The sequence below is a fragment of the Embleya sp. NBC_00888 genome (assembly GCF_045207655.1).
GTDB lineage: Bacteria > Actinomycetota > Actinomycetes > Streptomycetales > Streptomycetaceae > Embleya.
The window spans coordinates 39549-65678 of sequence record NZ_CP108787.1 but is presented as its reverse complement, the minus strand read 5'-3'; the positions used below and the strand labels follow the sequence as shown (position 1 = coordinate 65678).

Annotated in this window: 26 protein-coding genes; 18 read left to right on the top strand and 8 right to left on the bottom strand. The window is 69.2% G+C overall.

Annotated features, from left to right (window positions below):
• The first annotated feature begins 110 nt into the window (after positions 1–110).
• From OG948_RS60705 to OG948_RS60680, 6 genes are all read left to right on the top strand, one after another.
• The gene (locus tag OG948_RS60705) at positions 111–575 is read left to right on the top strand and encodes a hypothetical protein (RefSeq protein WP_331733289.1); all 465 of its coding nucleotides are present in this window, start codon (positions 111–113) and stop codon (positions 573–575) included.
• Positions 576–1134: 559 nt separating this feature from the next.
• Positions 1135–2979 carry a hypothetical protein gene (locus OG948_RS60700; RefSeq protein WP_406301013.1) on the top strand — a complete coding sequence of 615 codons (1845 nt, stop codon included), beginning with the start codon at positions 1135–1137 and terminating at the stop codon, positions 2977–2979.
• 649 nt (positions 2980–3628) lie between these two features.
• Entirely contained in the window at positions 3629–3832 is a 204-nt protein-coding gene (locus tag OG948_RS60695) for a hypothetical protein (RefSeq protein ID WP_331733283.1), read from the top strand.
• Positions 3833–4294: 462 nt separating this feature from the next.
• Positions 4295–4816 (top strand): hypothetical protein, encoded by a 522-nt coding sequence (locus OG948_RS60690; RefSeq protein ID WP_406301012.1) that lies wholly within the window; start codon positions 4295–4297, stop codon positions 4814–4816.
• Between the two features lie 244 nt (positions 4817–5060).
• Positions 5061–5363: a hypothetical protein gene (locus OG948_RS60685; RefSeq protein WP_331733281.1), complete on the top strand. Its 303-nt coding sequence runs from the start codon at positions 5061–5063 to the stop codon at positions 5361–5363.
• Between the two features lie 295 nt (positions 5364–5658).
• Complete coding sequence (locus OG948_RS60680) at positions 5659–5949, top strand: hypothetical protein (protein ID WP_406301011.1); 291 nt, start codon at positions 5659–5661, stop codon at positions 5947–5949.
• A gap of 581 nt (positions 5950–6530) precedes the next feature.
• On the opposite strand, the gene OG948_RS60675 is transcribed toward OG948_RS60680, so the two are convergent.
• The 3 genes from OG948_RS60675 to OG948_RS60665 all read right to left on the bottom strand — a co-directional run bounded on the left by OG948_RS60675 (position 6531) and on the right by OG948_RS60665 (position 8012).
• On the bottom strand, positions 6531–6959 hold the full coding sequence (locus OG948_RS60675) for a hypothetical protein (protein ID WP_331733275.1): 429 nt from the start codon (positions 6957–6959) through the stop codon (positions 6531–6533).
• A 235-nt stretch (positions 6960–7194) separates the two neighbouring features.
• Positions 7195–7602, bottom strand: coding sequence for a hypothetical protein (locus tag OG948_RS60670; RefSeq protein WP_331733273.1), 408 nt, complete (start codon positions 7600–7602; stop codon positions 7195–7197).
• A 176-nt stretch (positions 7603–7778) separates the two neighbouring features.
• On the bottom strand, positions 7779–8012 hold the full coding sequence (locus OG948_RS60665; protein WP_331733271.1) for a hypothetical protein: 234 nt from the start codon (positions 8010–8012) through the stop codon (positions 7779–7781).
• Positions 8013–9257: 1245 nt separating this feature from the next.
• Between OG948_RS60665 and OG948_RS60660 the strand changes: the two genes are divergently transcribed.
• From OG948_RS60660 to OG948_RS60610, 11 genes are all read left to right on the top strand, one after another.
• A complete protein-coding gene (locus tag OG948_RS60660) occupies positions 9258–9653 on the top strand; it encodes a MazG-like family protein (protein WP_406301010.1) in 396 nt (131 codons plus the stop codon).
• 671 nt (positions 9654–10324) lie between these two features.
• The gene (locus OG948_RS60655; protein ID WP_331733262.1) at positions 10325–10699 is read left to right on the top strand and encodes a hypothetical protein; all 375 of its coding nucleotides are present in this window, start codon (positions 10325–10327) and stop codon (positions 10697–10699) included.
• Between the two features lie 283 nt (positions 10700–10982).
• Positions 10983–11666: a hypothetical protein gene (locus OG948_RS60650; protein ID WP_331733260.1), complete on the top strand. Its 684-nt coding sequence runs from the start codon at positions 10983–10985 to the stop codon at positions 11664–11666.
• A gap of 1253 nt (positions 11667–12919) precedes the next feature.
• The gene (locus tag OG948_RS60645) at positions 12920–13264 is read left to right on the top strand and encodes a hypothetical protein (protein WP_331733258.1); all 345 of its coding nucleotides are present in this window, start codon (positions 12920–12922) and stop codon (positions 13262–13264) included.
• Positions 13265–13644: 380 nt separating this feature from the next.
• Positions 13645–14190, top strand: coding sequence for a hypothetical protein (locus OG948_RS60640; RefSeq protein ID WP_406301009.1), 546 nt, complete (start codon positions 13645–13647; stop codon positions 14188–14190).
• Positions 14191–14637: 447 nt separating this feature from the next.
• Positions 14638–15102 carry an HIT family protein gene (locus OG948_RS60635; protein ID WP_406301008.1) on the top strand — a complete coding sequence of 155 codons (465 nt, stop codon included), beginning with the start codon at positions 14638–14640 and terminating at the stop codon, positions 15100–15102.
• Positions 15099–15335, top strand: a complete 237-nt coding sequence (locus tag OG948_RS60630) for a hypothetical protein (RefSeq protein ID WP_406301007.1) — start codon at positions 15099–15101, stop codon at positions 15333–15335. Before OG948_RS60635 ends, OG948_RS60630 begins: the two co-directional genes overlap by 4 nt.
• 1045 nt (positions 15336–16380) lie before the next feature.
• Entirely contained in the window at positions 16381–17160 is a 780-nt protein-coding gene (locus tag OG948_RS60625) for a hypothetical protein (RefSeq protein ID WP_331733248.1), read from the top strand.
• Positions 17161–17599: 439 nt separating this feature from the next.
• Positions 17600–18454 carry a hypothetical protein gene (locus OG948_RS60620; RefSeq protein ID WP_331733245.1) on the top strand — a complete coding sequence of 285 codons (855 nt, stop codon included), beginning with the start codon at positions 17600–17602 and terminating at the stop codon, positions 18452–18454.
• 566 nt (positions 18455–19020) lie between these two features.
• Positions 19021–19305, top strand: a complete 285-nt coding sequence (locus tag OG948_RS60615; protein WP_406301006.1) for a hypothetical protein — start codon at positions 19021–19023, stop codon at positions 19303–19305.
• A 235-nt stretch (positions 19306–19540) separates the two neighbouring features.
• On the top strand, positions 19541–19813 hold the full coding sequence (locus OG948_RS60610; RefSeq protein ID WP_331733239.1) for a hypothetical protein: 273 nt from the start codon (positions 19541–19543) through the stop codon (positions 19811–19813).
• Positions 19814–20124: 311 nt separating this feature from the next.
• Here the strand turns inward: OG948_RS60610 and OG948_RS60605 are convergent, their stop codons facing one another.
• Together OG948_RS60605 and OG948_RS60600 are read right to left on the bottom strand one after the other, a co-directional pair.
• Positions 20125–20367: a hypothetical protein gene (locus OG948_RS60605; protein ID WP_331733236.1), complete on the bottom strand. Its 243-nt coding sequence runs from the start codon at positions 20365–20367 to the stop codon at positions 20125–20127.
• 485 nt (positions 20368–20852) lie between these two features.
• Positions 20853–21788 carry a hypothetical protein gene (locus OG948_RS60600; RefSeq protein ID WP_406301005.1) on the bottom strand — a complete coding sequence of 312 codons (936 nt, stop codon included), beginning with the start codon at positions 21786–21788 and terminating at the stop codon, positions 20853–20855.
• Between the two features lie 174 nt (positions 21789–21962).
• Between OG948_RS60600 and OG948_RS60595 the strand changes: the two genes are divergently transcribed.
• Positions 21963–22235, top strand: coding sequence for a DUF1778 domain-containing protein (locus tag OG948_RS60595; protein ID WP_331733231.1), 273 nt, complete (start codon positions 21963–21965; stop codon positions 22233–22235).
• Between the two features lie 949 nt (positions 22236–23184).
• Here the strand turns inward: OG948_RS60595 and OG948_RS60590 are convergent.
• The 3 genes from OG948_RS60590 to OG948_RS60580 all read right to left on the bottom strand — a co-directional run bounded on the left by OG948_RS60590 (position 23185) and on the right by OG948_RS60580 (position 25929).
• A complete protein-coding gene (locus OG948_RS60590) occupies positions 23185–23673 on the bottom strand; it encodes a hypothetical protein (protein WP_406301004.1) in 489 nt (162 codons plus the stop codon).
• Positions 23674–24953: 1280 nt separating this feature from the next.
• A complete protein-coding gene (locus OG948_RS60585; RefSeq protein ID WP_406301003.1) occupies positions 24954–25583 on the bottom strand; it encodes a hypothetical protein in 630 nt (209 codons plus the stop codon).
• 172 nt (positions 25584–25755) lie between these two features.
• A complete protein-coding gene (locus OG948_RS60580) occupies positions 25756–25929 on the bottom strand; it encodes a hypothetical protein (RefSeq protein WP_406301002.1) in 174 nt (57 codons plus the stop codon).
• Between the last annotated feature and the right edge of the window lie 201 nt (positions 25930–26130).

Below are 26130 nucleotides of genomic sequence, written 5' to 3'. Positions count from 1 at the left end.
CCGAGCGTGTATGACCTTCGTCCATCCACCAGGTGTGTCACGTCCCGATCCAGGATCGTGACACTCGGTCCACCGAGGTGTCCGTCTCTCACGAACAGGAGGCAGTAGTCATGAGTCCACGGACAGGCGTCCGACCGAACGGCACGGTGTCACAGCGCTGGCTGAGTGACCACTCCGATGTCCCGGTCCATGTTCTGCAGGCACTGAGGCACAGAGGCCTTCTCCCGGGTCTGGATGCGCTTCGCCCCGAAGACGTAGTTGTCGCCCGCGCCGCCGAAGCCACTGGCGCCCATCGCACCAGCCTCGAGTCCGCCTCCGAGCGCGAACACGACCTCACCGTCGTGCGAACCGTGCGCGATGCCATGACGAAGAAGCGCTCTCCGAGGACGCTGCTCCTCGTAACCTCAAACAGCGCCGTGATCACGAGTGAGGAGCACGAGTTCCTCGCAGCCAAGGAGCGACCACGCCGGAACGGCGAGTCGTTCGTCGTCCTGCCGTTGGGTGTCTGGATGGCCGAACTCGATGCCATCCTGGAGCCGCACGCCGCCGCCCGGGGAGGCTCCATAGCCGCCTGATAACGAAATACGGCGCCATCCCGCCTGTCCGCAACAGGCAACGATGACGCCGATTCCTAAGTAGGCTGGTAAACCAACCCGCTCGCCAAGCTCAAGGTTACCAGTCTTCGGCTGTGACGTCTCCTGAAGGGAGACGTCCCTCCAGCGTGTCATGCCCGCACGCCTAGGATCTGGTGACTTTTTTGCGTTCCCGCACGCGCCAGCTCGTCTTCGGGCCTTCCCCGAAGGGCGCTGGCAAGCCGCCGCGCCCTGCCTTCCCCACGGCCCGCGCCAGCCGGGTCGCCCACCGGCCCTCGGTGGCTCCTACACCTGCCACGGACGGAATCACAGCGACCGCTGCAACGACCGCAGCCCCTGCGCGATCCGTTCCCTCGGCATGCCCGGCCAGCACATCGGCTGCTGACAAAGCGTCAGATGCGCGGCCCGCAGTAGTTGCCGAAAGTGAGGTGTTCTCACACCTCAACCCCTAACTCACGCGGTCCCACTGCTCCGCCCGTCTGTCGGCTGAGCAGCAGGTGAAGCACTGCCTCATATCGCTGTACTCAGACCCGGAGCACTCATGCACGGCACCTCCGGGGTCGATTTTTTGCTGCCTAAATCGGCCCCAACACTTCAACCTAACCCCGCCCCGCGCGGCCCCCAACAACCGGCGCTGCTTCTCCATCCGGGCATGCGCACCCGACTTCGTCGCGCGGTCGACCTCCTGGTGCTCGACGACATCGCGTTCATGTGTTCGCCGGGGGCCCGCCTGATTCGCCTGCTCATCGCCGCCAAGGCCAACTTCAACGACGGTTGCATCACCGCCACGGACCAGGCCGAGCTCGCCCGCTGGTTGGGGGTCTCACCCAGGACCATCGCCGACTACCTCGACGAACTGCGACAGGTCGACGCCATCGTCACTGAACCTCGTTACGGCGAGCACGGCACAGTCGTCGGACTCTGGTGTGCACTCCCCGAACTGGTCGGCGTTCGCTGCCTCGTCACCGACCCCAGTCACCCCCTCGCCCTGAGCCGCAGCGAATTGGCCACGCTTCTCCGCCTCTTGGAGGCGTTGATCGGTCCCGGGTGGATTGGTCGCGACGGCACCGGAACGCCCCCGGGGCTCCTCGCGGAGCGCCGTACCCGCGGGGCTGCCACCGACCGCCTCGCACTCGTCTTGTTGGCGCTGCGTGCTGGCCCCAACGGTCGTGTACGACAACGGGGAGGCCGCGTTTCGGGTCGCCGCGGTCGCATGGCCGGGACCCTGCAAGCGCTGCTGCGGTGCAGCGATGGGGGGGCGGAGAAAGTCCTATCCCGCCTGGAGGACCACGGCGTCGCCTCGCGCGAGCGCCGAACCACGGAGAACGGCCTACACCACCGCACGGACTGGATCATCCCAGCCATCGCCCAAGCGCACAGCCCCTCGCACCCAGTTCCGCGACCCCGCCGTAGCTTCACCAGCCCAGCATCTTGCGATCCGCCCGTCCAATCCGCAGGTCAGCGGCCGGTCCCCACGGATCGGCCCAGGTCACACCGACCCCGACGTAGCGTCGTACATACACACCCTCACGCCACCTTGGGTGACGTTCACCTTGATGCCGACGACGCCATGGGGTTCTCCGCCGAAGGCGAAACACCCGCACAAGATACGTCGCGCGAGACTCCGGGAATCCACCGCGATGAGAACGCGCTGCGCGCGGAGGAAAGCCCTCTCCCGCACTCCCATCTCGAAACTGCCGCGGTCCGCAAGGTGTTCGATGCCATCCCCACCATCACAGCCCGGTTCACACCCGGCCAGCGCTCGATCGCCGCTCGCGCTCTGGAGGTCATCCTTCACGGGCCCACCACCGCAGCATCGTCATCCTGGTTCTGGGACGCAAACATGCTCGAGACCCACTTTCGTGTACGTCTGTCGCAACTGCGCACGGGCGACCAGGAACCAGTAATCTCCTCAGCACTTGGGTGGTTCCTGAGTCAGTTGCCGGAGTCCATCGCGGTCTGCCGGTACTGCCGCCGGACAACGCACGGCGCGCCCAGTTCACGTCGGCTGATCTGCGGTGTCTGTCGGGACGACGGGGCGACGTCGACGTCGCCGCCAACACCACCGGCACCCTCGGTCCCGTTGCCGAACACGGGTGAATTCACCCTGCCGGACTGGGCCTTGGATACCGAACCCGACAACAGCTCCCCCACGGTCCTCTCGCCTCGACTGGCGGCCGCAATCGCCGCTCGCGAGAGGACCCCGGCAGGCTCCCTTTCCGCCTTCGACCGCTATCGCTTGGCGGAAGAGCAGCGGTGGCTGACGCGGATGGCGGACATCGATACGCCCGTCGTCGTCCATGGCGGACAGTTCGACGCGGGATGTCTCGGGCGCGCAGGGGGTCTCGGTGAGCGCAGCCTGACGGAAGAGTTGGTGGGATGCTAACTGCTGGTCAGGTTTCGATCGGGAAACCCAAATGGCCCGGCCAGAGTCCTCGTTCCTCGGAGGACTTCGTGACTTGTCCGCCGAGCGATCCACGCTGTGGTGATCGCCGCCACGACCAGGATTCCGACCAAGGTCGCCGCGAAGACCAAGAGCAGGGTGCGAGCGGTGCGCCGTGTCTCCTCACGGCGGTCGCCGACCGCCTCGACGCGGCCTTGTTCGATGACTTCGATGGCGGTGACAACAAGACCTGCCTCTTCCGGGCTCAGCGACGTGACGCACAGGGTCTGGCTGGCCAGGGGGGTTGGTGTCGAACTCCACCCAGGTTCTGGGGCCTCTGTTGGGGAGGCGGGGGTCGACGCGCACGCCGGCGGTGTGGCCCGACGACGGAAGGACAAGCTTGGTGACTGTGCCGGGAACACGCGTGTTCGCCCCACCAGTTCACGGTCCTTTGTTTCCGGTGAGCACACCATGAATCACAGTGGGCCAACTTGAGTGGACAGCATTGCGAAGAGGATCCACACCCGTGGGCGCCTTCCGCTCGCGCTGCCGCACAGCCCGTCCCGGAAACGCAATCCGGGCTGCACACGGCGCGTGACACAACACCAGCTCAAGATTTGCAAGTCGACCTCGCCGCACAGGAGTTCTGGCCATGTTTGTTGAAGACCGCGACATCCGGTTCGCACGGGTACAGGACGCAGTCCTATCCGTTTGGGATCCCTCGTATAGCCACAACGACCCTGCAGTGGCGCTCGGCACGCTTGCCGCTCTGGCCCTGGAGGCCCGGCCCGACGCCAGAACAGGGATTCTGCGGCTGGAACCTGAGAGCGTGATCCGCTACCTGGCACGGGTGTGAGAGAGCCAGCACCACTTTGTGCGGCCCCATCTGATCGAACGCGCCGGCCGATACGCGCTTTGCAGCAGCACCCCACCCGCGGCGAGAAACGTCCGCGATCTGCACAAGCGATCGGTCCACGCCTGCATCCAGCGCCGACCACCGTTCGACGGGGTCCCTCCACCCTGCGTCTGCTGGAAGTCACGCTCGTTTGCTACCTGTGCCCGGTCGAACTGGACGACCTTATCTTCGGACATGTGAATTGGCACCGCGATTGGGCGACGCGGACCCCGGAGGAGGCGCGGTAGTTCGCAGCGAGTCGGCGGAGGACAAGGCGGCGATGCGGGCCGACTCCGGGGAGGGTCGCGGCCGGCCGCGGCGTCTCCGACGGTGCCGAAGGATTGATGTGACCGCCCGGAACGGCGAGCCGTGATCGTCGGCCGCACTTTGCAGGGCCCGACAACACCGAAGGGAGCACCGTTCATGTCCAAGAACGTTGCAACACCGCCGTCCCTGTGGGGATGGCAGCAAGAGTGGGCCACGCTCGGAGTCATCCCGTCGCCTTCCCCCAGGATCGAGCGGATCGGTTGGATGGTCCGGATGACTGGTGTGCGCTTCGCGCACCTCGGCCACTGCGACGGTCAGGAGTGCCGGAAGGCGATGTACACCTCGACCGAGGGTGGCGTCGTGGAACTGGGATTCCGGCCGTCCGGCCGAAGCTTCCAGCGCGACGACGCTCTCGCACGGCCGAACTTCTGCGGGACATGCCCGAACTGCGGACATCGGCCCGGCAGAGACGACCAATGGGTCGCCAGCCCATGCGGCGCCGGCCACCCCGTCTCCGACGTGAACGAGTGCATACGCGAGCAATGGGAGGTGCTGCGTGAGGAGTTGGGTGTATCCACGCCGAATATGACGCGCGCGGACCTTCTGAGGCTCGACGCGGACGGCAGGGACCCGCAGGGGAGCAAGCGTGCGCGTCGACGCGTGGAACCACTCCTGTAGTCGTGGCCCGTCTGGTGTCGAGCCGCCCCGGCGCAGCCGGAGCGGACAGGACCCGTAGGTATCACCGGGGGACGATCCTCCTCCGACGAGTTGCCGTCCATCAGAAAGGCAAGCGATTCCGGTGAACCCAAACCTGCCCGCGCCCCGGATCCAGTCGGGCAACGACCAAATCCGGCGCCTCCGCGCAGCCTTGGACGCCGCGGCACCTCGAGTGCCGACCGCTTCAGCGGAGGGGCCCGGGGGCATGCCCGCGATGGCGGCCTCGGCCGTCGAGCTTCACACGGCGGCATCGCTGGCACTCGAAGAACTCGAATCCCACATGGCAGAGGATCGAACACTGGCCGACAGGCTCTTCGACGGCCTCCTTTCCGAGGCGAGTGGATGGGACGAGTCCCCCTATTCCGACGTCACCTACGACGACATCGTGAAGATGCCCGACGCCCAGGCGCTGGAAGCCCTGTCCTCCTTCCTGCCGTCTGATCTCATCGCCCCCGCCGGCGCGGTCCTGCGCCGCCTGGACCCCACCCGCTTTGACACCCGCACATGACACCGATGCCGACGTTGCGCCGCCCTGCGGCTTGCCGCCGCACATTCCGCGGACCGGCCGACGAGGACCGGGCCGTTCGCGAGTTCGTTATGCGGGTGTCCTGCAGCTCGGAACCTGAGCTCCGAGGCGACCGAACTTCGCTCGTTCGCCTGCGACTCTTGGTCGCCCATCGTTGCCAACGCGTTGCCTGCAAGCCCGAGCACAGCCGTACCTCAAACCCCGGCCTCGCGATGACGCCATGGACGCCAGCCGGACGAAAGCGACAGCCCCAGATCGCATGGAAGGAGAAAGTGCCGTGACAAATGATTCCGACCCTGAGTTGTTCCTTGAGGACCTGCACCGCTTTCTGGACGAGGCCCGGGCGTTCCAGATCATGGACGACAACCTCGCACGTCTTCGACTGCACGACCCGGACACTGCACTGCTCACCGTCGGCTTCCTCGACGCACACTGTGATCCTCGACTGAGCGACGAGCAGGCCCGGGGACACGAGGCGTACATCAACGCCAAGCACGTCCAGGACCGTTTGGATCTGTGGACGTCCCTTTTCGCAGGCACTCGCGAGGGCCGCGACGACACCACGTAGCACCCCGTGGCAGCTCCTGATCGGGACGACCCGCAGGCAGACATTTGCTCGGCACCCGCATAGGGCGCGGCTGGATGCTTGGGCGGAACTCCCCGATCGAAGGCAACGTGCCCTCGGCGACGAGCGCGGACAGCACCTGGTCGATCCCGCGCAGATCGTTGGTGGGTGAGTCGGCGCCCGGAGCGGAGTGCGTCGGGGTGCCGCTCGACCCCGCGCCGCGCGGAGTCGTCTACTTCCTCGGCAGGCCGCGGAATCCCGACCCGACGGTTTCCCGCGCTGTCACCGGCCGCGGAGGTCGGGGCCGAATCAGGGCTCGAACGCTACTACCGCGCGGTCCTCACGAGACATCGACCGGCTGGATCTCGGGAGGGGCGGGCACCCCGGCGGCGATACGTGGACAGCACGCGAACCCCCTTCCCCGGCACCGCCAAGGCGATGCCGCGGGGACACAGGGGCGACCACGCAGCCCAGACAGCCCCTGGCGTGGGGTTCCGTCAGGAACCCCACGCCAGGGGCTGTCTGGCATTCAGGATGCGCCTCGACGGGCACCGGGGCCCGTGCAGCGTCGCGGGGGCCGGAATCTATCTGCGTTGGTACGAGCCGCGAAACATGAACGGTATCTCGTCTACCGGAGTACCCGGCTTGGGAGCGTTGGAGGGTCCGTTCTCCCAGTAGTCCCACAATTCCAACGCGAGCCGGTCCGTGGCCGCGTCGCGAGCGTGGCGCCCCTGGAACGCGGATACCTGGACGTCGCCCTCGGTGTAGACCGCAAGACCGAAGTGGGTTCCCAGGAGGATGTCGTCGTAGTGCGCAACGACGCTGTTCGGATGGCTGCCAAGGTCCCATCCGTCCATGCCCCAGTTCGGTACGACATACCACAAGGGGCGAATGTGCTTTTCCCATTCCCGGCCGTCGCCTTCATGGAAATCCTCCGGAATCCACGACAAAACGCCGATGGGCAAAAGTCCATCCTCATCATTGCCGGGGGCCTGATTACTCGTTTCGGTCACGTATGGTACTCCTCCGTGAGGGACGATTGTGTTCGAGGCCCATAGGATTTCCCGTACCGAACGGAATTCTCGTTTCCCGTCTATCTGCATTCTCTGCTCACGGTTTCGCCGCTGAACCCTTCCCTGTTCCGGAGGGTGCGGGGGAGGGGGCATTCGCTTACCGAGGCAACGCGGCGTGGATTTGTCATGAACCGGCGAGGCTCACAACGCCGCGCCGGCTCGTGACTTGCCCTCCCTAGGATTCTTCGCTATTAGAGCGCTTGAACTCGAATATTCCCCATAGCTTCCAATCACCCTCCAGCTTGCGAATGATCACGGCGTGCGATGCGCCGCGTCCCTCTCTGGTCAGATTCCTCGCATAGCTGTCGAGCAGGTCTTGAGCCTCCGTGAAGCTGTAACAGATCCTCAGAGGTACGGTGCTTGCCGAAGTCAGTTTGAGAAGGAGTAGATGCCATCCACCTCTGTTTTCGAATGGCCTATGAATTATTACTGCGTGCGTTCGGGCGCGTTCGCTCTTCGACAACATCCGCACATAAACTTTCCGCATTCCCTGTGCGATTTCAAGGGTGTCGCAAATCTCCAACGGCTCCTTGTTGGCAAGGATCAATGATGCGTGAACCGCATCCCTTTCCGATTCCTTCATGCGAGCCGAATTTCCTTTGTGTCGACGTACCGGGGATTCCAACCTAAGGGATATCCGGGGCACCGGAAATCGGCCCGACCCCTTCCCGGGAGCAGGCGGGACGGGGAGGGGCTATCTCGGGTCCGAGGGCCGCGAAATTCGGGATCGAACTGCGCGGCACGGACCGAATGATTCCGTCAGGGCTCTTCGGACCGGCGCATAATCCGTGCGGACGTAATGCAGTGCATGATGAGAAGAAATGCGAGATCCGGTTTTGGAGATATGTGCTTGTCGAAATGCGTGGCCAGCCTCGGAACGATGCCGTTCCGGCCGCGCCTGCCGATCCATTTCCATATCTCTCCCAGAACGGGAATGGCCAACTCCATCATCGAGAAGGCGTCCTCCGCTGCTGAAATCTCCTTGGCGGTCATGAAGCTTCGTCCCTTCGACACCGCGACCAGGGTGGGTGGCCGCAGCACGCCCACTGAGCAGGCTTCTCTCGCTCATGATCAGATCGACGGACGGGTACCCGGCGACTCGATGGGTCGGCGGACACGTGTCCCAGACCTGCAAGATCATGGCCATGGCCAGGACTGCGATCCCCTCCTGGCCGAAATCGGCTTCCGCCCTCGCCAGCATTCGCGAGCACTCGTCCGGATCTCTCGTCGCGAGAATTTGGTCGGCTGACCAGACCGCGCGCATCCAGTCCGGATCGTTTGCGTGCATGATCGACTCCCGGTTGATGGTTGGGGAGCATCAATCTAATGGCTCCCTGCGGTGATTCTTCGACACCGATGCCCCTCCCGGGTCCTTCTGGGCCGGTCTGCTCCGGGGAAGGGTGGAATCCCGGCGCCTGAGTCGATGCGCGAGCGATAGAGTCGGGGCGCATTGAATAGGGATGTGCTTGCGAGCTGCCGCATATGAGGTGCCGGAAGCTATCGGCGACGATGTCATTCGCAGGTCGCGTCCACACGTATTTCTCTGGGAGCTTCGCATGACGGATATGGAAACAAGGGCTCTGGTAAGGAAAGGTGACACTGCGGTGCGCATCCAATGCATCTTTGGGTGGGGATGCGGCGACGACGAGCCGGGCGTGATCGTGAACGCCACGGGCTGTACGGAGGACTACGCCCTGAGCGCGGCCAAGGTGGTGGCGGAGCGACACGCAAACAAGGAGTGCACACGATGCGCACACGGACTGGGACTGAGTGCCGCCTTCCGGATCCCGAATGACACCGACTTCCCCTCGCCCATGGAAGGATGCTTTCCGAACGGAAAACGAATCGTAATACTGACGGCATTCGGTCCCCTCAATCCCTGGTGATCCGACTGTCCGTTCACGACCCCGAGGGATCAACCCGATCGCGGTGTGGAACGAGAGGAGATTGGCGACGTGGAAGCGGAGCGGACATAGGGTCCATTAGGACTGGGAAGCGAAGATAGCGAGAGCCGCCGAAGACCCGACTCACGCGGCGGCACTGGAACGCGCAGCGGATGCCGCGCTGCACGACGAGGAAGATTTTCCCCCCGGAGAATACCGGGCCGAGAGATGAGCGTGGCCTTTGAGGATGTCCGACCGATGCCGGCGGATTCCTCGGACACGGTGATCCGTTGTGCGATGCCTCGGACGCCAACCCGACTGGCCTACGGGCCATGAATGGATGTGGAGAGTTTTCGTGGACGCGAATATGTGGGCCTCGATCGAAGAGCTTCGGAAAATGCTCGACGCGCACCACGCCGCCGCCGGACAGGACGTGCTGCCGCAGCGCCTGCTGAAGATCATCGAAGAGGTAGGAGAGCTTTCCCAGGCGTATCAAGGCTTCATCGGTGCGAACCCGAGGAAGGGTGTGACGCACACGCAGGAGGACGTCTTGATGGAGGTGTGCGATGTCATCATTGCCGCCGCCGTCACCCTCGCGACACTGTCCTCAGACCCTGACAGCACCCTCCGCAGAAACGTTGAGCACGTGGCAAAACGCGCACTCTCCGAGGCGGTCGAATCCCCTGACCGCACCGATGGCGGCGGACCCATAGGTCGGTGGGACGGCGTCGCGCGGAGCGATCGACCGTGACTCGTGCTCGTCCGGACCGTTCCGGTCGGACGGTCCGGACGAGCCTCGCACCGGTTCCCATCGGTCCGCCCTCCGCCCTCGGCGCCGGGCAGCGGGGCCGGTAGTGCGACGACGGGCCGGGCGACCCTTCCCCGATGGGGCCGCTGTGGGTGCGGGGGAGGGGTTCGGCTGGTCGTGCCGGTCGGGGCGGCGGCGCGACAGTGGTCGGGTGGTCGGGTGTCGTCACCCCGGGCGGTACCCGACCACGCCACCGGTACCACTGCGGCACAGGGCGTGTTCCATCGTGTGCCGCGCCGGCGGCGCGTCGATTCCGCAAGTTTCTTCGAGAGTTCGGAGTCCCGATGTCCGAGTCCCGTCCCGTCGATTCCAACGGTTCGACCGATTCCGGCGGTTCGCCCGCGTCCGAAGGGCCGACCGTGTTCGGAGAACGGCCCGTGACTCGGTCGTCGGGGTGGTTCACGCCTGCCCGCCGCGTGCGGGCCATCGTCGAACGCGTTACCGGCGCCGCCGGCGGCCGGCTCCCGACCCCGGGAACTCAGACGTCGAAGGCGTGGACGGCCGGGCCTGCGGGCACGCAGGCGACCCCTGTCGTGTTCGGCGGCCGTACGTGGGTGTGCGGGCCGCCGCGTCCGGTCCCGCCGGGCTCTCACCAGTGCCCCCAATGCCTGGGCGTGTTCCCACGCGCGGCCTCGTTCGATCCCGAGGCGCACGCACACGACGTCGCGTGCGGGGTCGGGCCGGAGTGGTTGGACTTCACCACGGTGCTGACGTTCAACGGAAACCCCTACCCGTCGTCGCGCCGACACACCGACGCGTTGGTGATCACCGCGCAGCATGTGGGGGACGGCCTGTGGCGGATCGAGTACCTGGGCAGGGTCCTCAACCGTCACACGCGCGAGTGGGAGCAAGCCCACATCGCAGACCACCACGACCACGAACACGCCTGCGCGCAGACGGCGTGCCCGTACCTGACCGAGGGCCGCATCGCCGCCGAGGACGCCCGCGCTCTCCTGCCCGAGATCGTGCGTGAACACTCCCGGCAGTGACCGCGCCGAGGACGCCCCGGGCGTGCCTGCCCGGGGCGTCAGTTCTTCGTGACGAGAGGCCGCCCGCGTCCCGCTGGACGGTTCGGGACGCTGGGACACGCAGTGCTGCGTGCGTCTCGGGTTGCCAGTCCCTTCCCCGTTGGGGCCGCGGTGGGTTCAGGGGAGGGGTAGAGGTGCGCGCGCGGGGCGCATGCGGGTGTCAGGGTGGCGGAGTGGTCGGTCACCGTCTCCCCGGGGCGGTGCCCGACCACCCCACCCGAACCGTCTAGGAGTTGCGTACGACATGGAGCGACTGGCCTTCAGCACAAACGGACACCGGATTTCGGGCGAGGCGGAAGTGGAGGTCTTCCGGCTCGAGGGGCAACCGATGATCGCCGGCGCAGCGCCCTCCTGCAAAGTCTGTGGCATCCATCCGCAGCTCCAGATCTCGGGGGAGGTCGTTCGAGCGGTGGAACCTTGCCCCTACCCGGACGGCATCACTACGGAGATCACCCTCGAAGTGCGGTCCGGGAAGATCATCGTCACCGACGACCTGCGCCCCGTCTACGACTGGAACGGTCGCACGACCGCCGACTACGACTCGGTCCTTGGGCAAGCGGAAGCCGTGAGGGCGATGGCCGCCCAGGGCTGCGCCTACGGTCCGGTGGGCAACAGTTGCCCCGGCTTCTACCGCACAGGCCCAGGCAACTACATCATTGCCGCGCCGTGGCACGACGACGAGGGCATTCCATCGCTGCCCGAGGACACGCGCCTGGCGGGCGTGTGTACCGATCTATGGGCGTACTCCATCGCCGACTTCGATGACTGGATAGCCCGAGGGGGCGACCCCGAGACTCTTGACTGGACTTACACGGTCTTGGAAATACCACCGGGGACGTATCGGTTCGTTCACCACACCGGGGAACGTGATTTCAATGGCTATGCGGCCGAGACCGCCATCTTTGCTCATGTGGAGCGCATCGCCTGAAGGCGCGAATGGAAGGGAACTCCGGGCCGACCACCGGTCGGCCCGGAGCGATTCGACGTCGGTCGTAGGTCGGTGCCCGTCCCCTTCCCCGTTGGGGCCGCAGCGGGTTCGGGGGAGGGGTTCCGTTGGATGTGGTGGTGGGGTCGGCGGCGGGATAGTGGTGCGGTGGTCGGGTGCCGTCTACCCCCGGGCGGTGCCCGACCACCCGATTCTTCGTTTCCTGTTGGGTGCGGCCGGCGGGGTCAATCATCTCCGAGGCCCGTTCTCCGTGCCGCATCCCATGTGTTGCCGACCCTTTGGAGCGTTTGCCGTGTCCGATCGTGTTTCGTTCGACGAGTTGACTCCGCAGTCATTCGACGCGTTGTACAGGGAGTTGGAGCGTCTTCGTCTGAGCGAGGCGGGTTCGGATGCCGCGCTCCATGAGGTCATGGACAACCACGACCGCGACTGTGAAGCGGTCAAGGGTCGTGATGCCATGCTGGCCGCGCTGTACCGGCTGGGCGCGCTCGTCGACTCCGCGCGGGCGTCGTCGCGCGACGTCGTGCCGGTGGACCGCATCACCGAAGTCCTGGACGGTCGTGCAACGGACGTACCGGGTCGCCCGACGGTGGTGATCCGGGTTCCCGAATCCTCCGCGCCGGACGACGAGTTCAGGGTGTACCGGTTGACCGGGATCGTCGTGGTCGCGAGTGATTTCCTGGTCACCAGGGACGAACTCGTTCCCGGTTCGGAACTCGAGCTTCCCGAGGATGCGCCGTTGCTCACGAGCCGGCGCGTCTTGTTCCGCACTACCGGACGTTCACGGCTGGACGTGTCGCTCCACCAGGTCGGCCGGGTCGACGGTGACGGGGCCCTCACGCGTGTGGCGCACGCGGAAGGATGCGTCCGGATCGAGAACGCGGTGTCGTCCTTCTTCGTCGTGGCCGCATCATGCCTGCTCGGCTACCGGCCCCCGCTCGGGCGTGACACCCACGCGCGTCCCCAGGGCCCCGGTGCGCCGACGCTGCGCACCGGGCCCCGCTGCGGTCGACGGCGGGCATCTCGACGTGGCCCGCCGCTTGGTTTCCTGGGCCCGTCCGGAGCCCGCCGGTTCGCTCCCTTCCCCGGCCCAGCCGCGGCGGGGCGGTTTCGGGGGAGGGTCGTGCGGGCTCGGTCCGACGCCCGTGACGCCGGAGGATGGTCGTATACGCCCCTCACGACCTTCTCGGTGCCCGGGCGCGCCGCCCGCCGTCACACCCCCCAAAGGGAGTTTCATGCCGTTCCGTTCGACCGATCTGTATGTGGACGCCACGCGATATGCCGGGTCCGCGACGCCGACCAACCGCGCGTGGAAGCGGGCGATTATGGACCGGTGGGCCCGTGTCTTCGACGCGATCGAGGAACGGCGCCCGGCCGTTGCGTGCGATGTGGCGGACGCGGTCGCCCGGGATGTTCTGGTCGCCATTTCCCAAGGCGCCCACGACCCGCGACAGTTGGCCACCCGGGCGGTGATGGTCTTGGAGTTGGTGCCCCGGCGCATGCGGGCCCGGGGGCTGTCGGGCCGTCGGCCCGACAAGTGCGCCAGGTGCGGCGCGCCCGGCCCGCAGCGCCGGGCGTAGCGCGCACCCTCGGCAGAGCAGTGCCCGGCGATGCGTGGAACCCCTCCACGCGGCCCGACCCCTGCTCGGGGTGACACCCGCAGCCATGCCTGCCGGGTCCTGTGTGGTCGTTGGGCGCTGCGGCCGGTGGGGGTGCTTCGGTGCTTCCCACCACGAGCCGGCGCCTGTTCGGCGCCCGACCCTTCCCGGGTGGGCCCGCGGTGGGGTGGGTTCGGGGGAGGGGCTCGGGTGGTAATCCGGGCCTCCCGGCGGGGCCAAGGTGGTTGGAGGCCGCTCGATGTGGCCCCCGGGTGGGGTGTTCCGCCCGGTCTGGAGAACGCGGTTCGGCGTGTGCCGCCGCACGGATGGGAGATCGATCGATGCCCGGTTCGGGAGACCACGTGACGAACATCGAGCAGGCACCCGAGAAGGCTTACGTGATGGCACCTGCGGGTGACGTCGGCATCGGTACGCGGTATCTGACCAACAGGGGGGACGTCGATGCCGGCGCGGACCCGGTATATGCGGCGGTTTGGGCGACGTGGTACGTCTGTGCGAGTCCGCCGCACGCTCCGTGGGGTCACTACGCGATCCGTCTGGCGGACGGGTCCTGCGTCGACCTGAGCACGCACACGACTCATCCCGTGCATCCCGAAGTCCGGGACGAGGACCGGCCCCCGGGACCGGGCGCGTGGATCACCAACGAGCGAGAGGACGCCGCACACGTGGAGTGGGCGGCACACGCGCAGCCGGCGAGAGTCGCCACCACGAACCGGCATGTGGCCGGCGACCATGAATACACCTTGCTCGAATGGAGCGACCGGGAGGGTTCGGCGTACTACGTGCGGCGTCAGACCGACGGTGAGCGCTGGTACAGCCCGTTGTTGTACTCCTCCACCCATGCGGCGCGAACGTGGTACGCCATCGCTGAAGGGAAAGGCTGGTGACACCCCCGAGCAGAGTCGGTGCCCTGGCGCTGCGGACCCGGGGGTGTCGGGCAGTCGGCCCGGCGAGTGCACCGAGCGTGGCGCGCGTTGCCCGGAGCGCCGGCGAACGACGTAGCGCGCGCTCCCGGCCGAGCGGCGTGCCGCGATCACCGAACCTCTCCACCTGCCCGCGCCCCGTGCGGGGGTGACGCTCACGCGCTGGCCCCGAGCACCCGCTCGGGGCACAGCGCGTGGGAATGCGTGTCGGATCGTGTGTGGTCGGGGGTGCTTCGGCGGTTCCACACGACGAGACGGGCCCCGGGCCGGCGCGGGCCCCTTCCCGGGTGGGCCGGGTCGTGGGGGGTGCGGGGGTGGGTGCCGGCTGGTGGGGGCGGTTCCCGGTGCCTTCTACGGTGGTGGGGAAGGCCGCTCCCGGTTCATGAACTGCCGTACCCGTAAAGGGGTTTCATGTCGAAGCACACTCTGTCGCCGCCGCCCTACCCACGGCCCGGGGACTTCTGTGGGGACTGTGCCCAGCCGCGTGAATGCCTGTTCTGTCGTCCCGGAGACCCCGAGAACCGCCTCGCGCCGGAGGTTCCCAAGCTCGGCGGGTGTTACGTGCGACTGGACAACCACCCGGCGTTTCCCGGGCATGTGGAGATCGTTCCCTACCGGCACGTGGCGCGCCTGTCGGATCTGACGGAGCGTGAGAGCACGGGCATGCGGCAACTGGTCGTCTATATCGCCGACGTGTGGTTTCCCGAGCACTACGGCACGAACGCCTACAACATCGGCGGAAACGTGGGCGAAGCGGCGGGGCAGTCGCAACCACACGCCCATCTGCACGTGATACCCCGTAGCGCCGGTGACGTGGCGGACCCGCTGGGCGGTGTCCGTGCGGCGTTTCCCAATTTCGCCCCGCACACGTGGTGACGCCTGTCGAGGACACGCGTAGGTACGCGCGTGCCTTCGTCGTCTGGCTGTGCTCGCTGGTGACGACCCAAGTTGTCGTGATCGGCGCCGGGGAGACCGATCCGGTCGTGGTGGCGGCCTGTACGGCGGTTGTCACCATCCTCTTTGTCATCGTGGTCAGCGCGTTCCGGTCCGGTGTGTGGGTGGTGGCGGGGATGACCGTGTTGGTTGTCGGGGTCGCCCTCTTGCGTTGACGTGCCAGCCGGTCCGGGTGTGTGTTGTCCGGTCGTGAGTGTGGTCGCCCCGTGTCCGAACCTTCGTGGGTTTCGGGTCGGGGCGATACCGCCGGCGTGGGTCGGTCGCCGGGCACTTGGGTCGGCTGGTTGGTGGCCCTTCCCTGGTGGTGCCGCGGTGGGTTCGGGGGAGGGGTTCCGTTGGATGTGGTGGTGGGGTTGGCGGCGGGATAGTGGTGGGGTGGTCGGGTGTCGTTCACCCCCGGGCGGTGCCCGGCCACCCCACCTGTTCCCATCTATTGGTCAAGACGGCGTGCCGGCCCCGGGCCGGACCACGTCATGGAAGGCGTCATGGATTCTCTCCGAGACCACAACACCGCTCCCGAACCGCCCGCTGAGGCCGGACGGGTGAGGTTTCCATCGGTGTTGGGGTGGGTGGTCGTCGTTGCGATCGGCTTCGAGTGTGTGGGTTGTTTGTGGGTGGCGCGGTGGTTGTGGGGTTCGGGTGTGCCGGGAATGTTGTTGGGCGTAGCCGGCATATTGGTCGTGATCTTTACGAGCGTCTGGGCCCTTTTCTGATCTGCCGGTGTCGGGTCCCGTGTCCGGACCCCCGTTCTTCGGTGGTTCGGGCACGTTCCGTGTCGACGTGCCCATGGGCGCTTTTCCCGGGTTGCTTCGCGCGCTACGGGTGGGCGCCCGCCTTGTTGCGTTGACGCGCCGGCCGGCCGGGTGAGCGTTGCCCGGTCGTGACGTGTGGTCGCCCCGTGTCCGAACCTTTGGGTTTCGGCGCGGGGCGACCGCCGGCGCGAGCACTTTGGTTCGGCTGGTTGGTGGCCCTTCCCTGGGCGGTGGGTGCGGGGGTGGGTGTTCGGGGGCGGGCGGTGGCGGGTGGGCGGGGTTCAGAGTGGGTTCCCGTTGGCCGTACGCAACTGCGGTGATCCCGCTTCGGCCGCAAGGGCGTGTTTGCGTCTGGCAGGCGTCGCGTTCAGGCCGGTACGGCGACTTGCCATGGCGGCCGTACCGGCGTACGCCCGCCGTCGGCACCGAGACTCGAGGGAGTACACCCATGATCGGCTTGGACACCACGAACATCGTCGATTACGCGCGGCGTTGGCCGCGGCCGGAAGAGGAGCGCGCGGGAGGGTTCTTCGTGTACGGGGACCATCATCCCGTCACCGTCGCCCTCGGCTGCGTCGCGTTGACCATCGGCATGAACGAGATCACCGAGGCGAACGTGCCCGAGTGGCTGCGGCGGCTCGCGTGCGCCGGTGAACTGACGATGCCGCTGCGAGACGCCGACGGAGCCGCGCGCACCTTCACCGCGCAGGAGGTCGAGGGACACACCGGTCTGGTCGTGAACGTCGCCCCGCTGACACCCGAACAGTTCGACCGCGGACACCGGATCCGGCTCCTGAAGCGGGACGGGCTGCCCACGGTGGAATGCTATGAACACCGTCGATCGAGCACGCACGCCCCGGAACCGACGCTCCTGTACGTGGCGGTGGACATGGAGAGCGGCCACGAACGGCGCCGGGTCGAGCACTACGTCACCGGGCGTGTGGTGGCCGTAGACCACCGCGAGGACGAGGGTGTCGAGATGCCCGACGGGCCGTGGCCCGGCGCGGAGGTCATGAAGGGCCGGCGGTACTCCACGCGGCAGATGTCGTTGTCGGACTTCGAGTTGGTCTTCGCGCACGCCCGCGCGGCCGAGGACAGGTGTGCCTGGCCGACGACGGTCGAGAACTGGGAGGTACCCGGGTGCGGCGCGCGCAAGGACCCGGACCACGCCTTCTGCGGACCCCACATGGAGGCGCGTGACGCGATGTTCCCCGGCCTCGGCGGCTGACCCCGGGACCGCTTCGCCGCCGGTCGGCGGTGCGGTCCCACACCGGGCCCCGGGGCCCGCCGGTCGCAACGCCGGATCGTCGTGTCGTCTGCGTCCGGGGTTGTTGCCGGCGGCGCCCGGTGCCCGAACGGGTGAACAGCGGCGTGGGTACCTGTTGTCGACCCTGTTCGGGCCGGACCACGTCACCCGCTGTTGCCCGTACCGGGCCGTCGCCGGCCTCGCCTCCGGGCGGTGGACGTCAGGTCGTCCGCCCGTCGGCGCCCGCCCGCGGTGAACGCGCGCCTGCGGGCTTCTCGTTCATGTGGTGGTGTGCGCTCCCGGTCGGGGACGCCACCGTCTGTCGTTGATGCCACGCCTGCGCGGAGTTCCGCGGCGGGTTCGTCTCGCGGGCCGGCCCCCATGCGGGGGTGCGGGTCGCTTCCACCAGGGAGTACATGTCATGCCGATCTTTCTCGACCAGCCCGGTTACGGCGACAGGGGGCCGGACGGCCTGGGGTGGAACAGGTTGTCGTTGAACGCGCACTTCGACCGGCGTCATCAGTGCGGTTGGCAACCGACGGATTTTCCGACGCTGTTCGAGTCGATGACCGGCCGCCAACGCTGGGGAGGGTACGAACGCTGTCACCGCCTGGCGCCGGGGTGGTGCGGGCAATGCCCGGTGCAGGCCCGTGTCCTGGCGCGGGAAGGCGGGCTGGAATGGCCCCCGGGCGTTGCGGTGTTCCTGGCCCGCGTGCGGCCCCTGCCGCCGACGCCGGGGGCGATGTGGGCGGATCCGGCCTCGGGCCGCAGCACGCTCGACCTGTACGCGTGGCCCGACGAGCGGACGGCGATCCCGGCGACGTGGCAGGAGGTTCGCCGCACCCCCGGCGTCCGTATCGGCTGGGCGTGGCACGACGACGACGGCCAGGCGTTCTGGCTGACCCGCGACAACCCCGCCGCCGCGACGGCGGTGGTACGCGAAAGGCGGCTGGGCGCCGGTACACGCCACGCCCTGTACGAAACGTCGGAAGGCCCCCGGCTGGCCCTGGTCATATGCCCCGGACCGTGCGACCACGACGCGCACCACCTTCGGCATCTGGCCGCCGACCTTGCCGTGTGCCCGTCGGGCATCGTCGGCCCGGTGTTTCCCGAGCGGCTGCCCGGCCTGCGCGGTGTCACCTTTGCGTACGAGGACGGCCGCGGCGTGCTGTGCCGCAACGGCCGTGTCACCACCGTCTCGTGGGGTGTGCCGTTGCGTCGGTCCGCCGCGGCCGCGCTGGTGGCGTACGCCGTCCGCCTGGCCGCAGCCGCGTGAGCCGGCGGTGTCCCGGGCGTGCTCGTCGGGTGACGGCACCTCGTGCGGGAGCCGGCCGTGGTGCGCGCGGTGCCGTTTCGGTCGGGTGCGGGCGGCGTGCCCGCGTGGGCCGAAACACCGCGGGGCCGGCCGGAGATCGGGTGAGCTCGACTCGCGTGGCACCGGTCTTGCGGTTGTGTGGGGCGTTGTTCCCGTGGGCGGCAACAATTGGGGTATGCCGAGGAACATGTGCACGCGGTGCGGGCAACGGACTTTCTGCTCGGGGGAGTTGTGCGGGCGGTGCTGCTCGTGGGCGATGGAGGGAGCTGTGTTGCCATCGTGGTGTCGCGGCCGGGCCCTGATGTTCCCTGACGTGAGGGTCGAGTGTGTGCCGGCCCTGGTCGAGGGCGTGGTGTCGGTCGCGACCGTGACGACCAGTGTGCGGAGTGCGTGCAATGCCCGTGTTGCGTCTTCGCCGGTAGTGCGGTCCTGCATCGACGCGGTGCTCGCCGCGCGGGCGAGGACGCGGGCGTGCCCGGAGCGGGCCGTCGCTCCTGCCGGCCGGGGATCCAGCGACGGAGGCATCGTTGACGTCGCGTGACCGACGGATGTCGTACGTGGATGTCGGCGGGCGCAAGCAAGTCCTGACCGCTCGGCTCGCGGACGTCCTCCGCATCATCCGCGACGAGATGCCCGTCCGCTACCACCCCGCGTGGGACCGCCGGGTCCTGGTCGGGTTTCGGGATCGAGGTCTGATCGTTCTTCACGAGAGCGACAATGAGACGTGGACGGGACCCGGCCTGACCGAGCTGGACCACGCGGTGTTGCAGAAGTGGCTGTCCACCCGCGGCACTGCGTGGCCGTCGGCGTGAGGAACCCCCGGCGCGTACCTTCGTCGGCCCACCTGCCGGGTGCCCCGGCGGCGGCCATCGGCCGGGCCGCCTCGCCCGGCCCGGTGTATTCGTTCACCGGCCTTAGCGCCGGCCACCTCGAGGAGGCGTCGGGGCTTCCGTAGGGTCTTCGGAACGGCCCCGGCCCCGACCGGGGTTGTTCTCGTTGGGGGCTACACGAGGAGGCCCAACGGCTTGACGCAGAAAGGATGAACCGATGGACACGGATGGCACGGTCCATACGCAGGCCGGAGCGTGGGGGGAAGCACCGCGACTCGAGCAGCTTCGTGACCGCATCCGAGCCGAACCCGGGGTCTGGGACGGCAAGCGTGCGCTCGCCGCCTACCAGGGGATCGGTTTCGACTGCAATCTCCAGCGGGCGCGAGTCAATCTGAAGATGGTGGCCGAGCGTTGGCCGGGTCTCCTCGATGCGGTCCCGGGCAGACGCCACACCTGGGAGACGTCTCGGTCCGAGGACGACGCCACCTGAGCGCGGCAGCCTGTGGGTTCGGGCCGTGGTCTCCCGGCTCCCGGGGATGGCGAATCCGAGTGGTTGTCAACACGTGGTCGGTTCATCATGCCGCGAGCAGTTTAGACAGGCGCTCGGCTGGGGTTCCGAGTCGAGCGTCTTGCGTGGTCGGCTGTTGAGTTCGGCGGCGACCGTGGCCGGGTCGTCGCGCCTGCGGGGCCTGGGCCGCACGCTGCGCCCGATCCCGTCGTGTCGCCGATACGGACCGGCGGTACGGCCGTTCCGCCCGGCGAGGACGCGACGGACCACGATCCGAGGTACCCGAATGCTGTTCAGAGCCGGATGTGCAGGCCCAGGAGCCACGCCTCCCAGTGGGCTCGGTCGACGGGGTTGGGTGTGTCGCCGTTGAGGACCTGGTCCGCGACGGCGAGGAGGTTCTCCGGGCCGTGTCTGATCGCGGCCTGCATCATCAACGCGCGTGCGAGGTCCGGATCTTCGTCGTTGGTCGCCACCACCGCTCGTCCGAACGTCTCGTAGAGGTCCAACAGCCGTGCCACCTCGAGTTCCGTCTCCATGCCCGGCCCAACGAACGATCCCGCGCGGGGCAACGACGGCTCACCCGACTGCCCGTCCGGCCCGCGGCGCCGGCGGGATCCCCGTGCCGGACGCGGCCCGGCGTGACGTGCCCGGACGGTCGGGTCGTCGATGGCCGGTCGCGCGCTTCGTTCGGTCTGCCGGCCGCGCCGGCGGCCTGGAGGAGGTGTGCCGCCGAGTCGTGGTCCTCGGCGTCCGTAACGCCTTCGCGGCGACGGCGCCCGCCGACGCGGCGAGGCCCTCGAACGGCTCGGCACGGCTCGGCGTGGCCGTGCACGGCTGCGGCCCTGCCGGTTGTTCGGTGGTTGGGGGGCCGGGTGGGTGACGCGTCCCGAAGTCCTGTCGGCCCAGGGCGACGAAGTCGGTGCCCGCAGTCGCCGGTCGCGGGTCCGCGGTTCGGCGACGTGTCCGCGAACTGTGTGTCCGGGGTGTGTGTCGATGTCGCGTGGTGGCGGGCGCGTGTGGGTCAGCCGGTGGTGCCGTCGCGGTGGCAGTGCACGGCCATGGTGACGGTGCCGGGCATCCCGCGCAGGGGGGTCGGTGCGGGTTCGGCGTCGTCGGCGACGATGTCGACGGCGCGTAGGACGGCGTGGACGCGGCGGGTGAACTCCTCGTCGCCGGTGACCTCGACGCGGGCGGTGCCGGGGCCCGCGGTCAGCCACGCGCGGGCGTCGTCGTCGAGCTCGGGCAGGGAAGCCATGCGCATGGTCGCCACGAACAGGCGGTCCGCGCGGCCGGGGGACAGACAAGTGGGCACCCGTGCGCCGGCGCGGGTGACGACACCGCGCCACGCCGGCAGACGCTGGGCGAGGGCGTCGCCGTCGACGTATCGGCACGCGGCCGGGCCGTCACCCGTCCATTCCCGGATCGCGGCGGCGTCCTCGGCGCGCCACACGATCAGTCGGCGGCCGCCGAGCCGGCGCGTGAGCTGGCGGGCGGCCTTGTCCAGCGGGACGGCGTTGTTCGGGACCTCGTCGGTCGAACGGGGTCCCGCGAGGCGGATGGTCGTGCGGACCAGGGTCGCGCCGGTGTGGTCGACGGCGGTCACCAGGACGTAGGGCGGCCGCCGCCGGCGGCCGGCTTCGGTGCGGCTGCGGGGCCCGTAGCGCAGGTGGGCCCACGCGCTGGTCGGGTCGGCGACGACCCGGCGCGCCCAGGCGCTCTCGGCCGCGCGTCGGGTGACGGCCTCGCGCTGGGCGGTCCGGATCGTGGCGACCTTCGCGCACGCCGGGCACAAGCGGCGGCGGCCGTGTCGCGGGTGGACGGCGAGGACGCGCTCGCTGTGGGCGCCGCACATCTCGCACGTGTGGGTGCGGTCGACGTCGGCGGCGAGCGGTGTCGAGCGGGCGCCGTCGTGGAGGTCGAGCAGAACGTCGTCGCCGCGGAAATCGGAGTCCCACACGCGTGCCACGACGCGGGGCGACGGTTTCCGGGGCATGTCGAGGTCCGCGTGCTGGGTCCGAGTCATCCACCAGGGGTCGGCGCACCGGGCCGTGCCGTGCGTACGTGTGTCCGTACGTTTGTCCGACCGCGCGTCGGCGAGGGACGATGACGGCCCCGACGAGAGGGCGAGACGATGGCGGACGACCGGCTGGAAGTGCGTCTGCCCCCGGGCGCGAAGCAGCTGCAGGAGGCGGCGGACGCCGAGGAGGTGCAGTTGAGCGACTTCGTCAGGGTCGCCGCCCTGGAGGAGGCCATGCGTGTCCTGCGAGCCTCCCTCGGCTGTACCTATCTCGATCGCGAGGCCTATGACGCGCTCGCCCGGGATCTCGCGGCTCCACCCGAAACGAGCGAGCGTTCGATCGCGGCCGTCCGCCGGGCCCACAGGGGCGTTCTCGACCGCGGATGACAGCCGGGCACCGAGCTTTCACGGACCCGGCCTTGCTCGTCGGTGTGGGTGTCTTCACCACGAGCGGCCGGCCGTTCCCCGGGAATCGGGCTCCGGCCGCGTCGCCGGTCCGTGTTCGACCGCGCCGTGAGCCGTTCGTTCCCCGCTCGTCCGGGGTCGATTGTCGCCCACTCCCGGCCGTCCACACTGCCCGGACACAGCCGCGCCGAGGACCGGACGGGAATCCCCGTGATCCCGGCCACCGACCGACCCGCGCCGGTGACCGACCTGCCCCGACCGTCGGACACCCTGGTCCGGTCGGCCGCGAGCCGTACTCGTGGACGCGGCTGCGGCCCGCCGTGCCGTGTCGGTGTTCGTGACCATGGGGAATGCGATCGTGCGCAGGCCGCGCACAAGAACGGTCGGGACGCACGAGCGCACACCCGGACGCGCGGCGTGCCCACCGCACGGCGACCGCACGCGCGTACCCACGCGGCGCACCACGTCGGCCACGCGACTTCCCGAGCCGCCCGGCCGGCCCGGTCGCACACGGCGCGCACAGCCGATACGCACACCGCAGAGCCGCACACGCACAGCGCCGTGCGCCCGGACACGACACCCAGGGCAACGAGCGCACGGACACCGCCGCACGCACCGGGGCACACACGTCGTCGACCGCACCTGGAGCGCACACGTCGTCGACGAGAGCCACGGGGCACACACGACGGCCGGGCGACCGCGCCCGAACGGGGTCGCCGCGTATGGGAGCGTGAAGGCCGAGAACGGAACGACCCGGTCGTCACGACATGTCGGAGCACGCCACGGCCGAGGGCACGCACCGGTCGAGTCGTTGCCGCCGCCGCCCGCCGCCAGCTCCGTGTCTGCCGAACACCGTTTCACCGAGGTCCACAGCGGCTGTCCGGGCGCGGGCCCCGTCCGGCCACCACGGGGGTGTGGCGATCGGGCGGGTTCAGGGTTCGTCCGCGGTGATGCGTCGCAGGTCCAGCCGGCCGTGTCCTCCGGCGGCGGACTCGCAGGCCGCCCATGCGAGATGGATACCGCACGTGAAGATCCAGGTGGCAGACGCATCGGCGGCGCGTATGCGCCACACGACGCGGCGCGGGCAGGGGCTGGTCCTGCCTCCGTCGCAGCCCGGCGTGTGGTCCGTGACGACGTCGGGGGCGGTCGCGGTCCCGTCGTCGCGCGGCGCCGGCGCGTCGGCACGGCCGCCGGACCGGGCACCGTCGCGCGGGGGTTCGCCGCTCGCCGGTTGGGCCGGGTCTGCGCTCGCCGGTCCCCGACCGGTCGCCTTTCCGGCGTCGTACTCCTCGCCGACGTCGACCCGCCGTTCGCGAGGGTCCCGGAGCGTGCGGTAACGCCTGTGTCGGGGAACGCCGGCGTCGGCATCCCCGGTTCGGCCGGGGGTGGTTTCGGCGCGAGGGGTCCGCGGGGTGTTCATGTTCCTCCTGCCGGTTCGATGAAGGCCGGGCCGCCGGGTCCCCGATCGGCCGCAGGCCCGCGCCGGCCTGCTCGGGGCCGGCGACGGCCGCACGGCGTCGTGTGCGTGCGGCGGCCGAAGGCGTGGTCGAAGCCGTCCACAGGACGGCGGGTTCGTCCGTCGCGGACGCGCCGCGGCCGGTGGGCGACACGCGGACCGTGCGTGTCCGTGTGGCGTCGACCGGACCGTTCACCGCGCGGCACGCACGCAGCCGCCGCACACGTACTCGGCACACACGGACGAGCGCACAGCGCGCGCACCCCAACGGGCGTGCCCACGGTCGTTTTGCACGGCCGGGAGACCCACGAAAGTGCGCGGGCGCCCCGCACACGCGAACACGCCCGGCCCCGGCTGCGGTCCGTCGACATGCCGGGCCGCAACGGCTTTGGCCGGCTCCGTTTCCCGAGCGCCCCTTCACGTCGAAACCATCGGCCCCGCGGCGGCGTTCGTCCCGCCCGCCGATGGGTGCGCTCTTCGCGCGGGATTCGCGCCCGGGTCGGAACGAACACCGGGACAGGGCAGCCGGGCGCGCGACCCGCCGGGCAGCATCCACCCCCGCCCGGGCTCGGTCCCGACAGCTCCGCGCCCGGCGCCTGGTCGACCTCGTCGGCGGGCGCGGATCACGCGGGAGGATTCACCCCCCACACGACCGGCTGCGACCCTGCGTGCGTCACAACAGCCGACAGGCCGGCGCCCCGGGCCCGCCGCGAGGAACGCGCGGCACGGTCCGGGACGCACCACGCATGCGGCAGACGCCGGGCCCGAGCGGTGTGCACCGCAGCCGCGCGCGGAACACGCGCATCCCGGCCCCGAGAGGGAACACGCGCACCCCGGCCCCGAGTTCGGCGACGGCCGCGTACGGCCGCGTACGGCCGCGTACGGCCGCGTACGGCCGCGTACGGCCGCGTACGGCCGCGTACGGCCGCGTACGGCCGCGTACGGCCGCGTACGGCCGCGTACGGCCGCGTACGGCCGCGTACGGCCGCGTACGGCCGCGTACGGCGTACGGCCGTCGTTGCCGCATCGACCGGGTGGGACGGGTGCCGCCGCCGTGACGACCGTGCCCGGACCGGCGCGTCGCCGCGCCCGGCGTTTTGTGCCGCCGTCACGCGATTCGTGGTGAGCGCCCGCGTCCGGTTCGCCGAGCGCCGATCGCCCCGTCCGGGCGTCGTCCACATTCGGATCTCGGTTGTGACGTCGTGTCGTTGTGACGTCGTGTCGCGGCCGGGCGATGCCCACGGTCACCAGAGGTCGGACAGGAATGCCCGGGATTGGAAGATTCCCCGGTACATGTCGGCTTGTTCACTGGTGGCGCCCGTCGCCGGAAGAGGTCGGATCGCCAACGGCCGTGCGCGGGAGAGGTCGAGGGCCGGGCGCCCGGTGGCGGGGTGGATGCCGACGCGGTACGAGTCGGGCGCCAGCCACACCGTGTACCAGGGTTCCGCGGGCGCGTTCGGGGGCGGGCCGTGGGGATCCTCGGGCGCCCAGGCGATGCAGTGACATTGCCGGTCGCCGCAGGGTTGTCTGACGGACGCGGGGCGCGAGGCACGGTAGTGCGTGAGCACTCCTGCCAACATGGGACACCCCAGAATCGAATAGTGCGCGCAGACCCGGTGCATCGCCGGTTCGCAGATCCACCCCTGGACGAGGTCACGGGGGCGGGCGAGTGCGACGATCCGAGCATCCAGCGGACGCAGACAGATCTGACACAGGCCCCGGACCAGCGCGTCGCGGGCGCGGCGATGGTCGACCATGCCCAGGACGGCGGTGCCGTCGCGGTGGCGCAGGCTGATTCCGGGCACCACCAATCCGGCCCTGGTCCTGGGCAGATCGGCGAGTTCCGCCGGCACGGGGGGCGGAGTGAAGCTCATGATCGAGGTGCCTCTCGTGTCGTCGACCACACGGACGGGAACGTCTCGGCGGCATCAGCCGGCGTGTGCGGTCGCGGACCTCCGTCGGGACCGGGCACACCCCGTAGGGGCGGCACGCCGCCGGCGGCCCGGATCGCGACCGGAACCACCGGCCCAACGGCGGCGTTCGCGCTCACGCCGAGGTCCCGAAGTGTCGGCGGGCGGCGTCGTGGTGCCCGTTGGCGACCAGCCACGCGCGGGCCTGCGCCCCGGTGACGCCCCAGTGCGCGGATACCGCGCCGATTGCGGTCGCGCAGGTGCCCCCGGTTCCGCTCGCCGGTGTCCGTGCGCCACGGGTCGTCCGCACCGGGGACAGGATCGTCGTCCCCTCGCTCCGGGCCCTCGAAGAACTCGGTGCCTGGCGCGTGGGGTTCGAACGCGCCGTGCAGGACGAGACGGTCGTGCACGGGGGTGTAGGGGATCATCGTCAGGAACTCCTAGTCGATCGGGTGGGGAAGGATCCGGGACGGGGCGCCTGCGGTGCGGGCGTCGGGAGGGTCCCCGGCCT

Coding starts and splice junctions, on each gene's coding strand:
- OG948_RS60705 (WP_331733289.1), top strand. CDS start 111: ATGAGTCCACGGACAGGCGTCCGACCGAACGGCACGGTGTCACAGCGC.
- OG948_RS60700 (WP_406301013.1), top strand. CDS start 1,135: ATGCACGGCACCTCCGGGGTCGATTTTTTGCTGCCTAAATCGGCCCCA.
- OG948_RS60695 (WP_331733283.1), top strand. CDS start 3,629: ATGTTTGTTGAAGACCGCGACATCCGGTTCGCACGGGTACAGGACGCA.
- OG948_RS60690 (WP_406301012.1), top strand. CDS start 4,295: ATGTCCAAGAACGTTGCAACACCGCCGTCCCTGTGGGGATGGCAGCAA.
- OG948_RS60685 (WP_331733281.1), top strand. CDS start 5,061: ATGCCCGCGATGGCGGCCTCGGCCGTCGAGCTTCACACGGCGGCATCG.
- OG948_RS60670 (WP_331733273.1), bottom strand. CDS start 7,602: ATGAAGGAATCGGAAAGGGATGCGGTTCACGCATCATTGATCCTTGCC.
- OG948_RS60665 (WP_331733271.1), bottom strand. CDS start 8,012: ATGACCGCCAAGGAGATTTCAGCAGCGGAGGACGCCTTCTCGATGATG.
- OG948_RS60650 (WP_331733260.1), top strand. CDS start 10,983: ATGGAGCGACTGGCCTTCAGCACAAACGGACACCGGATTTCGGGCGAG.
- OG948_RS60645 (WP_331733258.1), top strand. CDS start 12,920: ATGCCGTTCCGTTCGACCGATCTGTATGTGGACGCCACGCGATATGCC.
- OG948_RS60635 (WP_406301008.1), top strand. CDS start 14,638: ATGTCGAAGCACACTCTGTCGCCGCCGCCCTACCCACGGCCCGGGGAC.
- OG948_RS60625 (WP_331733248.1), top strand. CDS start 16,381: ATGATCGGCTTGGACACCACGAACATCGTCGATTACGCGCGGCGTTGG.
- OG948_RS60620 (WP_331733245.1), top strand. CDS start 17,600: ATGCCGATCTTTCTCGACCAGCCCGGTTACGGCGACAGGGGGCCGGAC.
- OG948_RS60610 (WP_331733239.1), top strand. CDS start 19,541: ATGGACACGGATGGCACGGTCCATACGCAGGCCGGAGCGTGGGGGGAA.
- OG948_RS60605 (WP_331733236.1), bottom strand. CDS start 20,367: ATGGAGACGGAACTCGAGGTGGCACGGCTGTTGGACCTCTACGAGACG.
- OG948_RS60595 (WP_331733231.1), top strand. CDS start 21,963: ATGGCGGACGACCGGCTGGAAGTGCGTCTGCCCCCGGGCGCGAAGCAG.
- OG948_RS60590 (WP_406301004.1), bottom strand. CDS start 23,673: ATGAACACCCCGCGGACCCCTCGCGCCGAAACCACCCCCGGCCGAACC.
- OG948_RS60585 (WP_406301003.1), bottom strand. CDS start 25,583: ATGAGCTTCACTCCGCCCCCCGTGCCGGCGGAACTCGCCGATCTGCCC.